The sequence below is a fragment of the Streptomyces sp. WELS2 genome (assembly GCF_013870595.1).
In the GTDB taxonomy this organism is placed as follows: domain Bacteria; phylum Actinomycetota; class Actinomycetes; order Streptomycetales; family Streptomycetaceae; genus Streptomyces.
The window spans coordinates 1-12,093 of the sequence record NZ_JACBWZ010000125.1; the positions used below are offsets into that span (position 1 = coordinate 1).

The 12,093-nt window shown below is 72.4% G+C and carries 15 protein-coding genes and 1 pseudogene; 9 read left to right on the plus strand and 7 right to left on the minus strand.

All coding sequences use genetic code 11. The features are described 5' to 3' along the window. The first annotated feature begins 80 nt into the window (after positions 1–80). Genes H5J33_RS10845 through H5J33_RS10865 form a run of 5 tightly spaced genes read left to right on the plus strand, consistent with a single transcriptional unit; the run spans position 81 to position 3,529 of the window. Positions 81–470 carry a hypothetical protein gene (locus H5J33_RS10845; protein ID WP_181794684.1) on the plus strand — a complete coding sequence of 130 codons (390 nt, stop codon included), beginning with the start codon at positions 81–83 and terminating at the stop codon, positions 468–470. A gap of 2 nt (positions 471–472) precedes the next feature. Continuing rightward, on the plus strand, positions 473–910 hold the full coding sequence (locus H5J33_RS10850; protein WP_181794685.1) for a cupin domain-containing protein: 438 nt from the start codon (positions 473–475) through the stop codon (positions 908–910). Then, complete coding sequence (locus tag H5J33_RS10855) at positions 907–1,164, plus strand: acyl carrier protein (RefSeq protein WP_181794686.1); 258 nt, start codon at positions 907–909, stop codon at positions 1,162–1,164. The genes H5J33_RS10850 and H5J33_RS10855 overlap by 4 nt, the downstream gene beginning before the upstream one ends. Then, positions 1,161–2,309 (plus strand): acyl-CoA dehydrogenase family protein, encoded by a 1,149-nt coding sequence (locus H5J33_RS10860; RefSeq protein WP_181794687.1) that lies wholly within the window; start codon positions 1,161–1,163, stop codon positions 2,307–2,309. Before H5J33_RS10855 ends, H5J33_RS10860 begins: the two co-directional genes overlap by 4 nt. Before the next feature lie 35 nt (positions 2,310–2,344). Next, positions 2,345–3,529 (plus strand): hypothetical protein, encoded by a 1,185-nt coding sequence (locus H5J33_RS10865; protein ID WP_181794688.1) that lies wholly within the window; start codon positions 2,345–2,347, stop codon positions 3,527–3,529. A 70-nt stretch (positions 3,530–3,599) separates the two neighbouring features. Here the strand turns inward: H5J33_RS10865 and H5J33_RS10870 are convergent, their stop codons facing one another. Next, positions 3,600–4,052 carry an SgcJ/EcaC family oxidoreductase gene (locus H5J33_RS10870; RefSeq protein WP_181794689.1) on the minus strand — a complete coding sequence of 151 codons (453 nt, stop codon included), beginning with the start codon at positions 4,050–4,052 and terminating at the stop codon, positions 3,600–3,602. A gap of 94 nt (positions 4,053–4,146) precedes the next feature. Between H5J33_RS10870 and H5J33_RS10875 the strand changes: the two genes are divergently transcribed. Further along, the gene (locus H5J33_RS10875; protein ID WP_181794690.1) at positions 4,147–4,647 is read left to right on the plus strand and encodes a MarR family winged helix-turn-helix transcriptional regulator; all 501 of its coding nucleotides are present in this window, start codon (positions 4,147–4,149) and stop codon (positions 4,645–4,647) included. 270 nt (positions 4,648–4,917) lie between these two features. On the opposite strand, the pseudogene H5J33_RS10880 reads toward H5J33_RS10875, so the two are convergent. The 6 genes and pseudogenes from H5J33_RS10880 to cynR all read right to left on the minus strand — a co-directional run. Further along, positions 4,918–5,103 (minus strand): annotated as a pseudogene (locus H5J33_RS10880) (LLM class flavin-dependent oxidoreductase); the annotation flags it as partial. 198 nt (positions 5,104–5,301) lie between these two features. After that, on the minus strand, positions 5,302–6,216 hold the full coding sequence (locus tag H5J33_RS10885; protein WP_181794691.1) for a class I SAM-dependent methyltransferase: 915 nt from the start codon (positions 6,214–6,216) through the stop codon (positions 5,302–5,304). After that, positions 6,195–6,839 carry a cysteine hydrolase family protein gene (locus tag H5J33_RS10890; protein ID WP_181794692.1) on the minus strand — a complete coding sequence of 215 codons (645 nt, stop codon included), beginning with the start codon at positions 6,837–6,839 and terminating at the stop codon, positions 6,195–6,197. The genes H5J33_RS10885 and H5J33_RS10890 overlap by 22 nt, the downstream gene beginning before the upstream one ends. Continuing rightward, positions 6,836–7,924: an isocitrate/isopropylmalate family dehydrogenase gene (locus tag H5J33_RS10895; protein WP_181794693.1), complete on the minus strand. Its 1,089-nt coding sequence runs from the start codon at positions 7,922–7,924 to the stop codon at positions 6,836–6,838. The genes H5J33_RS10890 and H5J33_RS10895 overlap by 4 nt, the downstream gene beginning before the upstream one ends. Before the next feature lie 41 nt (positions 7,925–7,965). Continuing rightward, positions 7,966–8,502, minus strand: a complete 537-nt coding sequence (locus tag H5J33_RS10900; protein ID WP_181794694.1) for an EF-hand domain-containing protein — start codon at positions 8,500–8,502, stop codon at positions 7,966–7,968. A 249-nt stretch (positions 8,503–8,751) separates the two neighbouring features. After that, a complete protein-coding gene (gene cynR / locus H5J33_RS10905) occupies positions 8,752–9,642 on the minus strand; it encodes a transcriptional regulator CynR (protein WP_181794695.1) in 891 nt (296 codons plus the stop codon). Between the two features lie 149 nt (positions 9,643–9,791). Between cynR and H5J33_RS10910 the strand changes: the two genes are divergently transcribed. The 3 genes from H5J33_RS10910 to H5J33_RS10920 all read left to right on the plus strand — a co-directional run bounded on the left by H5J33_RS10910 (position 9,792) and on the right by H5J33_RS10920 (position 12,011). After that, the gene (locus H5J33_RS10910; protein WP_181794696.1) at positions 9,792–10,385 is read left to right on the plus strand and encodes a carbonic anhydrase; all 594 of its coding nucleotides are present in this window, start codon (positions 9,792–9,794) and stop codon (positions 10,383–10,385) included. 55 nt (positions 10,386–10,440) lie between these two features. Next, the gene (cynS, locus tag H5J33_RS10915) at positions 10,441–10,911 is read left to right on the plus strand and encodes a cyanase (protein WP_181794697.1); all 471 of its coding nucleotides are present in this window, start codon (positions 10,441–10,443) and stop codon (positions 10,909–10,911) included. A gap of 125 nt (positions 10,912–11,036) precedes the next feature. Beyond that, a complete protein-coding gene (locus H5J33_RS10920; RefSeq protein WP_309485375.1) occupies positions 11,037–12,011 on the plus strand; it encodes an L-threonylcarbamoyladenylate synthase in 975 nt (324 codons plus the stop codon). Positions 12,012–12,093 lie beyond the last annotated feature (82 nt).

Genomic DNA, 12,093 nt, shown 5'->3' on the forward strand with positions numbered 1-12,093 from the left:
TCCGCGCAGGCCGTCCACCACTCCCGCGACCTGGGTGCGCAGGCCGATGCCGAGGCCGGCGACGAGCAGGACGTCTCCCGGTGAGCCGGCTGCTGCGCGGCGCGGTGACCGCCAACGCCGACCGGCTGCGCGTGGAACAGCTGCGGGAGGAACTGCTGCCCGCCCACCCCGACCCGGTCACCACCGCCGCCTGGTTCAACTACCAGGAACGTCTGACCCCCACCGCACCGCCACCGCTGCTGCCCGCACCGCTCACGGCACCGCCCGACGGGACCGTCCACCCCGACCGCGACCGGCGGCGGGGCAGGCCGTTCGTCCTCAAGGTCTACCGCTACCACGACCGCGCGCTCCTGCACCTGCTCTGGCAGGACGGGATCGCCACCCGGGCCTTCGCCCACGACCTGCTGCACACACTCACCGACCGTGTCTTTCACCTCGCCGCCGCGGCGGCGTCCCCCATCGGAGGATGACCATGGCAGACCTCTTCGACCTCGCCCAGCACCTGATAGACCTGTCCGCCGCCGAGCAGAAGCAGGTGATCGACGACATCGGCGTACCGGTGCGCGGTATCACCGGGGCCTCCGGTGCCGCCGCGATCAGCGCGTTCGGTCCCAGCATGGGACTGGACCTGCTGGAACTCCGGTCGGGCAGTTCGTTCCCCCTGCACGTGCACGAGGGTGACCACCTGCTCTACGTCCTCGAGGGCACCGGGGCCCTCCACATCGACGGTGTGGACTACCGGCTGCGACGCGGCCAGTCCATCTTCGTGCCCGCCGTCTACCCGCACGGACTGCGCGGCCCCGACGGCGGGGAGCGGCTGCGCGTCCTGTCGTTCAGCACCCCGCACCATCCCATCGACTCGGCGGAGCGCATGACCGTCGTGCGCGACGAGACCCTCCGCCCGGCATGACGGGCTGGGACGAGGAGTTCGAGGCGCTGGTGCGCGGCGCGGCCTCCCGGCTGCCCGCCGGCATCCCCCTGGACACCGACACCGACCTGTCCGCCCACGGTCTGGACTCAGTCGAGGTCGTCGCGCTCATCATGCGCATCGAGACCGCCTACGGAATCGTCATGCCGGACGAACTGCTCCAGTACGCCAACTTCGCCACGCCCGGCGCCCTGTGGGCGGTGCTGGAGAAGGTGCGCGGGGGAGGGGCCCGATGACGACGAGCACCGCCCTGCCCGCCCTCGACGAGATCGCGCGGATCCTGCGGGCCAACGCGGACCGCGCCGACCGTGACGCCGTGCTGCCCGAGGAGAACCTGTCCGTGCTCCGGGAAAGCGGGCTCCTCGCCCTGCTCGTCCCCACCGGGCACGGCGGGCTCGGCGGAGACCTGTCCGATGTCGCCGCCACCGCCCGGACGCTGGCCGGCTCCTGCCTGTCCACGGCACTGGTGTGGGCCATGCACATCTCCCAGACCGAGGCACTGCTGCGTTTCGCCGGACCCGGTCTGCGCGCGCACCTGCTGCCACGCCTCACGTCCGGACGGCTCTACCTGGCCTCGGTCACCACCGAGACCGGACGCGGCTCCGGCCTGTTCACCGCGCTGACCCCGCTGACCACCCACGACGGCGTGGTCCGTTTCACCGGCCGGCAGGCCCCGGTCGTCACCGGCGGCCGGCACGCCGACGGATTCCTGATCACCCTCCGGTCGGCTCCCGACGCCGCACCCGGATCGGTGTCCCTGGTCTACGCCGACCGTGCCGACCTGCGCCTCTCCACGGTCGGCGGATGGGACCCGCTGGGCATGCGGGGCACCGAGAGCCGGGGCCTGCTGCTGTCCGGCGCGGTGCCCGCCCACCACATCGTCGGGGACCCCGGCGGGTTCGGCGACATCGCCCGGGAGAGCATGGTGCCCACCGCGCACATCGGCTGGGCGGCGTGCTGGCTGGGTGCCGCGCACGCGGGGTTCGCCGCCCTCCTCGGCGACCTGCGCGGGGCCGGAACGCCACCGGGGGAGGTGGCACGCGAGCGGCTCGCCCGGATACGCGTGGACCTCGACCTCGCGAGCACCTACCTGAACCGGGTGGTCGAGTTCGCCGAAGACGCGCGGCGGCACGGCGAGTCCTTGAGCACGCCGCTCGCCCAGATACGGCTCAACTCGCTGAAACTGGCGGTGTCGGAGACCGCGGCGCGCATCGCCGAGGCACTGCTGCGCGCCACGGGCATGACCGGTTACGCGAACCGTCCCGAGGTCGCCCGCCTGCACCGGGACCTGTCCTCGGCGCCGCTGAACCACTCCAACGACCGCATGTGGCCCGCCACCGGTGCCCTCACCCTGCTCGACCCCACCGTCCGACTGCTGTGACGCGCGACCGACCGGCCGCTCCGAGGGGATTGCGAATGCCCACGTACACGGTGCCACTGACCACTCCGGTGCCCGCCGCTCTCGCCGGGGAGCTGGCGAGCCGGCTCTACCACGCCGACGAGCGCATCACCGGGTTCACCCTGCCCGACGAGGGCACCGATGTCGCCGAAGTGGTGATCACCACCGATCTCCCGGTCGCCGCCGCGGAGTTGAACCGCAGGGTCGGGGACCTCGTCCGGTCCGACGTCCTGCCCCAGCGGGTGGTCACGCCCCGGCTCCTGTGGCGCTCCCCGCACCGTCCCGCTCGCCGCCCGCACGTCTACCGGGATCTGCTGGACAGCGGTGCCGTGCACGAGAGCGCGCCCGGACAGGTCACGGTCGCGGAACCGTTGCTGGGCCTCATGCGAGACCTCGACCAGGCGCTGCTGGACCTGGCCCGGGACCGGTTCGGCGCCGAGGAACACGATTACCCCCAGCTGATTCCCACCGCCACCCTGGCCCGCGCCGGCTATCTGGGTTCGTTCCCCCAGCACGTCCTGCTGACCTCACGGGTCCACGCCCACCTCGACGGCTACCGCGCGTTCACCCGCGCGATCGGCCGCGGGACACCGTCCTCAGGCGTGGTCGACGCGCACACCACGCACGCGGGACTCGCGGTCCCGCCCGCGGTCTGCTACCACACCTACGCCCGCCACAGCGACCGCGCGATGACCGCACCCCTGACCGTGGTGACCGCCCGCGCCCGCTGCTTCCGCCACGAGTCCCGCTACTGTCATTCCCTGGAACGCCTCTGGGACTTCACGATGCGCGAGACCGTTCTCCTCGGTGAACAGGACAGGGTGCTGGCCGCTCGCGAGGCTTACCTGACCGCGTTGCGGGCCGTCGTCACGGACTGGGGTCTGGCAGGGCACATCGAATCCGCCAACGACCCGTTCTTCGCCACCCCCGACACCGCCCGCCAGGTCTGGTCCCAGCGTCTGATGGAGCTCAAGTACGAGCTGCGGCTGCCGGTCGCGGAGGGACGTACGGTCGCGGCCGCCTCGGTGAATGTCCACGGCACCCACCTGGCCAAGGCCTTCGGCATCACCACGGCGAGCGGGTATCCGGGCTTCACCGGCTGCGTCGCCGTGGGCCTGGAGCGGCTCGCCTACGCCTTCGTGCACCAGCACGGCGCCGATCCCCGCAACTGGCCGCGGGTGCGCCGTCCCGGGAACACCTGAGATCCGGGACGTGCCGGCGTGCGCGGCACCGCGACCGGGGGCTCCGGGCGGGCGGGAAGCCACCCCGGGCTCACCTTCCGGCGGCCGGGACGAGGCCGGGTGCCAGCCGGTGGGAGACCGACTCCATCAGCGGCCTGCGCTTGGTGTTGTGGAAGGCCGCGATGCGCCATCTGCCGTCCTCCTGCCGGACCAGGGTGTAGGTCTGGATCTTGGTGAGCTTTCCTGGCCGATCGCCCTTGAAGGTGTCCCCGCGCCCGTTCACCACCGCGACGTCCGGGCCGTGGAACCGCACGGCGAGGACCTCGTCCGCGAGCCGGGTGCCCTTGAGGAAGGTGGTGAACAGCGTGCGGTGACTGTCCACGATGTCCTGGCGCCCCTGGTAGAGGGTGCCGACATAGGTGACATAGGTGGCGTCTTCGGTGAACAGCTCGCCGTATGCGTCGGCGTCGTGCCGCTCCCACGCGGTGACGAGTTCTTCCAGCACGGAGGTGACCGCGGCGATGTCTCGGGTGCTTGCCCGCATGGTGGAGGACTCCCTGTTTGGCTACACTGAGGCAGACTTTGATCGTGAACAGTATCTGCATGTGTGCAGATTAATGTAGAGAGGACCTCCGGCGATGGCAACCCCTTCGGGCGGCGGGGACGAGCAAGTGATCTTCCGTCAGTACTTGGACGCGGTGGGTCTCCAGGGCCTGGCCGGCGCGGAAGCCGCCGGGATGCACACGTCGGAGTGGTACGCACTCAGCCTGATCGCTCTCGAGGGCGGTCTCACCTCGGGCGAACTCGCCACGAGGACGGGACTCACCACCGGTGCCACCACGCGCCTGATCGACCGCCTCGAACGGGCCGGATACGCCCGCCGCACCGCGGACCCCTCGGACCGCAGGCGCGTCATCGTGGAGCCGGTCCCGGACGCGCTGGCCGGTATCGAGGAGGTCGTGGCCCCCGCCCGCCGTCACATCGCCGAGGTCCTGTCCCGCTACACCCCGGAGCAGCGCAGGCTGCTCTTCGACTACTTCGAGCACGCCGCGCCCGCGTTCCGGGCGGCCACCGAGGAGATCCGCAAGGCCATGGCCCCACGGCGCAGGAAGGCCGCCCGGGCGAAGGACGACCACTGACGGCGAGGGCGCGGTGGAGGCGTCGGCGCAGCGGCCGGAAGTGAGCAGCGTGGCGGCACACCGGTCGGTCGCCCGGCCGGGTGACCGCGGCTTTCAGCGGGCCCGCACCGGCGCAGCGCCGCGTACCCGCGGCCGTACCCCGGTCATAGCGAAAGGTTCACCATGGCAGTCGTCCGTACCGCCGGTTCCCACTGGGAAGGCACCCTCCAGGACGGCCGGGGCACGGTCACCCTCGCCTCCTCCAACGCCGCCACGCACGAGGTGAGCCGGGTCGATGCCCGTGACCTGATGGTCGTCATCCCGGCCACCGATGCCCAGGCCGAGGACCAGGCGGCCGCCGGTCATCCGGTCCAGCGTGGCGGCCTGCTTGGCCAGGAGGGCCGTATCCCGCAGCGGGGCGAGGAGCACCTCGGTCGTGGCAGGGTCGCCGATGGGCAGGCCGATACCGACGTTCATGAGGGAGCCTCCGAAAGGAGGGAAGGGTCGACGAATACTGCTGCCGCCCCTCCGGCACCTCAAGGCGGTGGGACGCTCCCGTTCTGCGGCCTACTTCCGGGGGAGCCTCTCATCGGAGTGCCCTCACCCTAGGGCGGCCGAAATTCCGGCGGCAAGCCGATTCCGGCCGCGCGACCGCCGGTTGCCGAGTCCTTCCGCTCAGGAGCCCGGGCCGGACGAACGGCGGGGGCGGGTGGCGAAGCACCAACGGTTGGCGGCCAAGGCGTCGTTCGGCTCCGGGCGGGGGCCACGGCCGTGCACGGCGGTGAAGTCGTACGGCGTGCGGGTGACCACCGTCCAGCCCCGCGCGGCGAGTTCGCCCGCCGTGTCGGGACGTGGCCCGCCGTCGAACAGGGCGAGCAGGTCGATCCCGGTCCGCTGCCGGGCAGCGGCATAGACCGGACTGGCCCGTACCCGCGGCCCCTCGACGCCCGGCTTGACCTCGTACGCCAGCGAACTGCCCACGGTGCTCAGCCGGTCGATCGTGGCCACAAGGCGGCGTTCGGCCGCCGCCGGGAGGTAGAGCAGCAGCCCCTCGGCGAGCCACGCCGTGGGCACGGCGGTATCGAAGCCCGCCTCCACGAGGGCGTCGGCCCAGTCGAGCCGGAGATCGGCCGGAAGGACCCGGCGCCCGGCCGTGGGGGCGGCGCCGATCCGGTCGAGTACCGCTTGCTTGAACGTCAGCATCCCGGCCGTGTCCACCTCGTGGATCACACAGCCCGGCGGCCAGTCGAGCCGGAACGCCCGGCAGTCCAGGCCCGCCCCGAGCAGGACCACCTGCCGGACGCCCCGGCGTGCCGCGTGGAGCAGGTGGTCGTCCAGGACACGGGTGCGCAGACCGAAGTACCGCCCGAGCCGGCCCCACAGCGGGTCGCCCTCACCGGCGGGCACCTGTTCCGGACGCACCGGCCAGCCGGCCGAGGCCGGTGCCGCGCGCACGAAGTGCTCCGCGAACGGATCCCGGGCCAGCGCGTCGGGGCGATGGGTCTCGATGGCCCGGGCCGCGGCCACCAGCAGGGCCGTGCGGCCCACGCCCGCCGCGACGGCGGGGTTCAGTCCGTCGGCCGTGCGCACGTCTTCTCCTCGGCTCGGTCCACCGGTGCCGTCCAGGCCCGGGGATCGTCGGCGGTGGTGGTCCGGGCGCCGTAGACGAGCCGCATGAACCTCAGCACGGCGTCGTACGGCAGGTGCAGCGCGGCCGTGCAGTCCGTCAGCACGGTCACGTGGAAGCCCTTCTGGAACGCGGTGCGGGCCGTGGTGTCCACGCACACGTCCGCGTACAGCCCGGCGAGGACCACATGGCGCACGCCCCGCGCGCCGAGGTACTCCTCGAAACCGTCGGACAGGAAGGCGTCGAAGCAGGCGCGTTTGGTGAACACCCGCTCGTCCGGCGCCGGGACGACGGCGTGGAACCGCGCGCCCCACGACCCCTCCAGGCACTTGGGCCGCTTGCCGAGCGTACGGTCCCGCAACCGCCAGCTTGGCCCCTGGTGTTCGGGGTCGCCGACGAAGCGTACGAAGAGCACCTCGACACCGTGCTCCCGTGCCCGGGCCACCGCCCGGACACAGCCGGCGACGGCGCGTTCCAGCACGGCCGTGTCCTCCCCGAAGCGGGCCAGGGTCGCCGGACCGGCGCAGAAGTCGTTCTGCAGGTCCACGACGACCAGGGCCGTCCTGTCCGGTTCCGGGCCGGTCATGACCCGCCGACCAGGGCGTTGTCCTTCGGGCCACCACCGGTCCGGGAGGCGTCGAGCAGGGCGAGCAGGGCGTCGACCACGCCGCTGGTGGAGTGCCGCCCACCGAGGTCCGGGGTGTGCACGCCCCGCTCGTCCAGGGCGCGCAGGGCCTGCTCGGTGGCCCGTACCGCTCCCCGGCAGCCGGCGTGGCGTTCCGCGACGAGTGCCGCGGCGCGGATCGTCGCCACCGGGTTGACGAGATCCCGGCCGGCGAGGTCGTCGGCGGACCCGTGGACCGTCTGGTACTCGACCAGGCCGGACAGCCCGGGATCGAGGCAGACGTTCTCGGTGCAGCGGCTCTCCTGCCGGTCGGAGCCGAACCGGTCGAGCAGCATGACGTGCATGATGTCGGCCCACTCGTTCCCGGCGACGATCAGCGTGCGGTCGGGCAGGCCGTGGGTGATGAGGTTGCGGTTGACCGTGTCCGGCTGGAACAGGTCGACGCGTATGCCGAGCCGGTCCGCGAGTTCGGCCACCCAGGCGTCCAGGGCGCCGTCCAGCAGGTGGAACTTGTAGGCCATGACGATGCGGTCGGGCGGTCCGTCCGGCCACTCGCGCCTGGCCCGGTGCAGGGCGTACGTGACCACGGCCTCGGTGATCTCCCGGCTGAAGGTCATGGTGCGGGTGACCTCGCCTTCGGTGTGCCGGTTGTCCCCGGTGTAGAACCCCTGGGCCTGGTCCCGCACCAGCAGCAGCGAGCGACCCGCGCCGGTGAGGAGGTCGACCTTCACGGAGCGCAGCCGCTGCCGGACGAGGTAGAGCGACTGGGCGTTGACGGCGGTGCGGAAGACCGCCCGGGTGCCCCGCGCGGCCAGGGTGCGGCAGAACCGCTCGTAGTGGTCCGCGTCCTCGGCGGTCAGCGCCTGGATCCGGGCCACGTCCGGTTCGGCGCGCAGCGACACGTACGAGTGGTAGAGGCGGGGGGAGCGCTCGATCGCCACGCCGTGCGGATGCCCGGCGGTCAACGCGCCGAGCACCCGCTCGAAGACGTCCGCGACCTCGGGTCCGGTGCCCCGGCCCACCGCCAGTCCGACAACGGGCCGCACCGTGCCCGATTCCCCCGCGGGCGCGGGGACCCGGGGGAGGTTCATCGGACGGTGCCCGCGGTGAGGTGGTCGCCGGGGATGCCGGCCTTCTCGGGACGGTAGTAGTCCCTGATCCCGTCGGCCCAGGTGGTCACGGGGACACGCTCGCCGTCGACGGGCTGGAAGGCGTCGAACAGGGCGTCGGTGTTGGGGCGTTGGAATCCGATGGCCGTCATCAGGGCGGTGAAGTGCGGGCGCTCGACGAAGCCGTCACCGTCGGGGTCGCCGATGGTGGCGAGGGCGTCCGCGAACTCGTCGACCGTGGCGTCGAACCGCTCCGGGTCGAGGACGATCGCGGTGAACTCCTCCGGGCTGACGCGCCCGTCGCCGTCGGTGTCCAGCTCCCGGACGAGTGTCTGCCAGTAGTGGCGGAAGGCGTCGAGCAGCCGGCTCTTCGCGCCGTCGCCGGCCTCGGGCACCGCCGCGATGACCCGCGTGCCCATCAGCTCGAAGTCGTCCGCTTCCAGGACGCCGTTGCCGTCGGCGTCGAACAGGGAGAAGACGAGCTGGACGCGGTCGTTGGCCTCGGTGGTGGGCATGGTGTGTCCCCTTACGACGGAGGAGCGGTTCGAGGGATGGCCGAAGGGCTGTCCGGATCCCTGAAGATGCGCCCGGCGGACGCCGGTGGATCCCGGCCCCGCGGCCCGACCACTATCGGCGCGCCCCCGTCGCCCCGGCGCGAAAAGCGGGGCGCGTGCACACGAAAGAAGGGAATCCGTCGGCCGGCGCATGAAACGGCACCATCCTGGAAAGGGCCCCCGCCCCCACCGTTGTGCCGGCCACGGACGTCACCCGCGTGTGCGGACGAGGTCGTGGGTGAGGTCGGTGAAGGCGCGTGCGGCGGCGCTCTGGTAGGCGTCGGTGCGGGTGAGGAGCGCGACGGTGCGCACCGGCAGGGGCGGGTCGAGGGGGACGAGGGCGAGGTGGGGGTGGTCGTGGGCGATGGCGTCGGGCAGGACGGTGGCCAGTGTGGTGCGCCGGACGATCGCGGTGAGGGCCTGGATGGAGTTGGCCTCCACCGCCGTGCGGGGGCTGATGCCGTGCCGGGCGAAGTAGTCGTCGATGTGGGTGCGGGTGGCGAAGTCGCCGGTGAGCAGGGCCAGTTGCATCCAGGCGAGGTCCGCCACGGGCAGTGCGCCGTGGGCGGAGGCGGGATGGCGGGCGCTGGTGACCAGGGTGAGGGCCTCGGTGAACAGTTCGGTGGCGGTGATGCCGGGCAGGTGGGCGCCGGTGAAGGCGATGCCGAGGTCGATCTCGTCGGCCAGCAGGCCGGCCTCGATGCGGTCCTGGGTCATCTCCCGCAGGGTCAGGGTGAGGCCGGGGTGGCGGCTGTGGAGCTCGGCGGCGAGCGGGCCGGTGAGGTAGGCGGTGAAGGTGGGGGTGACGGCGAGGCGCAGATGGCCACGGGTGAGGTCCCGCACGTCGTGCACGGCGCGCTCGGCGGCGGCGAGGTCGCGCAGGGCGTGGCGGGCGTGGTGGACGTACGCCTCGCCGGCGTCGGTGAGGCGCACGGTGCGGCCGGTGCGGTCCAGCAGCTGCGCCCCCAGCATCCGTTCGAGCTGCTTGATCTGTTGGGAGAGCGTGGGCTGGGAGATGTGCAGCTCCTCGGCGGCACGGGTGAAGGTGCCGTTCTCCGCCACGGCGAGCAGATAGCGCAGATGACGCAGTTCCAGGGCCATACCCGGAACTATAGATGCGACCTATAGGAGCCAGGTCCAGCAAGTCTTGGACGCTATAGGCACCGACCGGGCAGGGTGGAGGCACGCCGGCCCGGTGAGGGCGGCGATCCCGTTCGAGGGAGTCACCCGACGTGAAGGGAAGTGACCCCGTGCATGATCTCGCCGAGGGCGTCGCGCGGTTCCAGCGGGACGTCTTCCCGGCCAAGGAGGGCCTCTTCGCCCGCTTGGCCGGTCAGCACACACCGCACACCCTGTTCATCGGCTGTTCGGACGCCCGTGTCGTCCCGGAGCTGATCACCGGCAGTGAGCCGGGCGAGCTGTTCGTCGTCCGCACCGCCGGCAACCTCGTGCCCGCCCACGGTCCCTGCCCGGACGGGGTCGCGGCGAGCGTCGAGTACGCCGTCGCGGTCCTCGGTGTGCGGGACGTCGTGGTGTGCGGCCATTCGGCGTGCGGCGCGATGACCGCCCTCGCCGAGCGCCACGACCTGTCCGGCACCCGGGCGATCGCCGGCTGGCTACGGCATGCCGACGCCTCCCGGGCCCGGGCCGCCCGCGCCGACGGTGTCGACGCGCTGGTACGGCACAACGTGGCGGCGCAACTGGCCAACCTGGCCACCCACCCCTCGGTCGCCCGCGCCCTGGCGGAGCGGACGCTCACCCTGCACGGCTGGGCCTACGACATCCCCACCGGCCGGGTCGACGTCCTCACCCCCACCGGTCACCCGACCGTCCTGGCGTCCTGACCCACCCGCTCTCGGGAAACTCCCCGCGACAAACCCCGTAAGGAACGTGATTCCCATGGTGCACGCCCAGTTCGACCCCGCCGCCCGCCAGGCCCTCGCCGTGAAGGCGGTCGAGGCCAAGACGCGCAAGAACCTGACCTGGGAGCGGATCGCCGACGCCTCGGGTCTGTCGGTGGCCTTCACCACCGCCGCCGTCCTCGGCCAGCACGCCCTGCCGGAAGAGCCGGCCCGGGCCGTCGCCGAGCTGCTGGACCTGGACGAGGAAGCGGTGCTGCTCCTGCAGACCATTCCCACCCGCGGCTCCATCCCCGGCGGCATCCCGACCGATCCGACGATCTACCGCTTCTACGAGATGCTCCAGGTCTACGGCACCACCCTGAAGGCACTCGTCCACGAGCAGTTCGGCGACGGCATCATCTCCGCGATCAACTTCAAACTCGACGTGAGGAAGGTCGCCGACCCCGAGGGCGGCGAGCGCGCGGTCATCACCCTGGACGGCAAGTACCTGCCGACCAAGCCCTTCTGAGCGCTCACTCCGCACGGAGGCCGCCCCGGCGGAGCGACAGGCCCCGGCATGACCAGGACATGCCACCACGGGGTCGCGTGGTGCCGTCGGCCGGGGCCGGCCGGAGCGGTGAGAGAATTGCCGGCGTGAAGGCAACAACCAGTGACATCGATAAGGCGGCCGAGGTGCTGCGCGCCGGGGGTCTGGTGGCCCTCCCGACCGAGACCGTCTACGGTCTGGGCGCCAATGCCGAGGACCCCGCCGCCGTCTCGCGCATCTTCCAGGTCAAGGGGCGTCCGCCCACCCACCCGCTGATCGTCCACATCGGTGGCGCGGAGCAGCTGGACGAGTGGGTCGAAGAGGTGCCCGCGACGGCACGCCTGCTCGCCGAGCACTTCTGGCCGGGGCCCCTCACGCTGGTGCTGCGGCGTGGCCGGCGGGTGCCTCTGGAGGCGACCGGTGGCCTGGAGACGGTGGCCGTGCGAGTGCCCGACCACCCCGTGGCACTCGCGCTGCTGGAGGCCTTCGGCGGCGGTGTCACGGCTCCGTCCGCCAACCGCTTCGGCTCGGTCAGCCCCACCACGGCGAGCCACGTCCGCGCGGAGCTCGGTGACGCGATCGACTTCGTGCTGGACGGCGGCGCCTGCGAGGTCGGCGTCGAGTCGACCATCGTCGACGCCACGGGCGAGATCCCGAGCATCCTGCGGCCCGGCGGGGTGACCCGCGAGGACCTCGAAGCGGTGCTCGGACGCCCGGTCGCCGTCCCCGCCACCAGCCACGTCCGGGTCCCGGGCCAGCACCCGTCCCACTACGCGCCGCGTGCGCGGGTCGTCCTCGTCGAGCCGGAGAAGGTCGTCGCCGAAGCGGAGCAGGCCCAGGAGCTGGGACATCGGGTGGGCGTCCTGCTGCCCGCCTCGCTCGCCGGCGCCCCGGTGAAGGCACACGTCGTGGAGACCGTCCCCGATTCGATGGCCGCGTACGCGCGCGGACTGTACGGACTCCTGCGCGAGCTCGACCAGCGGGGGTGCGACCTCATCGTGGCGTCCCTGCCGGCGGAGGACGGACTGGGACTCGCGATCGCCAATCGGCTCCGCCGCGCCGCGGGACCCCGGCCTTCTTGACAGGCCGTTCCGAAACCGTGCGCCGGGGTCGCCCCGGGTAAGACGCCTTCCGGGGCGAGTAGCCGGAGCAGGCCGGGCGGGC